This is a genomic window from Thermococcus sp. (assembly GCF_027012695.1).
Classification (GTDB): Archaea; Methanobacteriota_B; Thermococci; order Thermococcales; family Thermococcaceae; genus Thermococcus.
Window position 1 is genome coordinate 1 of the sequence record NZ_JALUYR010000133.1, and the last position, 1,424, is coordinate 1,424.

1 protein-coding gene is annotated in these 1,424 nt (G+C 41.5%); it reads left to right on the forward strand.

The window, feature by feature from the left end:
• Window positions 1-451: 451 nt before the first annotated feature.
• Window positions 452-1,424: replication initiation protein (locus MV985_RS09015; RefSeq protein WP_297465510.1), on the forward strand; the 973-nt coding region annotated here is incomplete at its 3' end.

Consider the following 1,424-nt stretch of genomic DNA (forward strand, 5'->3'; position numbering starts at 1 on the left):
GGAGGAAGATTTTTAAATTTTTTAATTTTTTTATTTTTTTTAATAAATATTTTTTTTTATTTTTTTTATATATTTTTATAGGGCGAATGTCAACAAAAGTGGCGGTTGGTATTTTTAGCTGTTTTTGTCCTTAAAGGGGTCCCTGTTTTAAAAGCTCCTCAAAGGGGGCGGAAACCCTTGATAGTTCTAACTCTAATGGGTTTTTAGGGAAGTCTTAAATTCCTCTATGGATTCTAATATTATTTGCATTTGTTGGCAAGTGCTAACCAAGGTTGGGATTTTCGGGACACTTTTGTCCCATTTTCGGGACACTTTTGTCCCATTTCCCATTTTCGGGACACTTTTGTCCCATTTTCGGGACACTTTTGTCCCATTTTCGGGACACTTTTGTCCCATTTTCGGGACACTTTTGTCCCATTTTCGGGATAGCTTTCGGGGTTAAGCCCGTATAATGGTTTATATGGGCAAAAAGGGAAAACCTTGGAGAGTGCGGGAACCTAACCTCCTGATAGAAGCCAAGCAGAAAATGACCCGGGAGGAACTGCTGGTATGGGCGTGGTGCTTGGCTAATGCGCGGTTCTGGATAACTGACGGGGACGGGCGGGAGCTGTCCCTCGAGGAGCTGGAGGAGATAAGGAAAAAGCAAGAGGTCTTCTATGCGGTATCTGAGGTAGAGTTAGAGGAGCTACGCCGGCGCTTTCCCGACCATTTCTCGCCGCGAAAAGTTAAATACTGGCGGGAAGTGCTTAAAGGAATGGAAAAGAAAATAGTTTTCGAAGTTAATTGTGAAGCATATAAACAAGTTTTAGAAGATTTAGGTTTTACCTATATTTTGGAGAAATTTGTAAAGAAAAAAGACCCTACTTATTGTGGTATTGCCACTATTATGGGTGTTTTTTATTCAGAACCTAAGGGCGATTTGCAGGTAGTTTACACTCCTTTAGTAGCTCCTCTGTTGGTTTTGCTTAAAAAATGGTTCACTATTTATAATTTTGAGGAAATTCTAAACCTTGACCTTAAAGCATCTATTGTGCTTTATCGCATTTTTAAGGAAAAATTAAGCTTAAAAAGAAATGATTTCGAGCTAAGTAAAGAAGCATTAATAGAGCTTTTAGATTTAAAAAAAGTTTCAGGTAAAGATTTAGCCAGAAAATACATAGAGCCCGCCGTAAAAGAGATAAACGAAAAAACCCACTTAAAGGTAGAGGTTGAGCAAATCCGCCGGGGGCGTGGCCGCGGTGGCAAGATAGTGGGGTTCCGCTTTAGGGTTGAGGAGGAACCGCGGCCAGAGGAGGCTACGACCAAGGACTTAGTGGAAAACTTCGATGTGCTGAAAAAGTGGTTTAAAAAGACCATCGAGCAGCTGGCCGAGGAGCTGTCGCTGCATAAACAGGTAAGCCCCGCGGAAATAGCGCGGTCTCTGC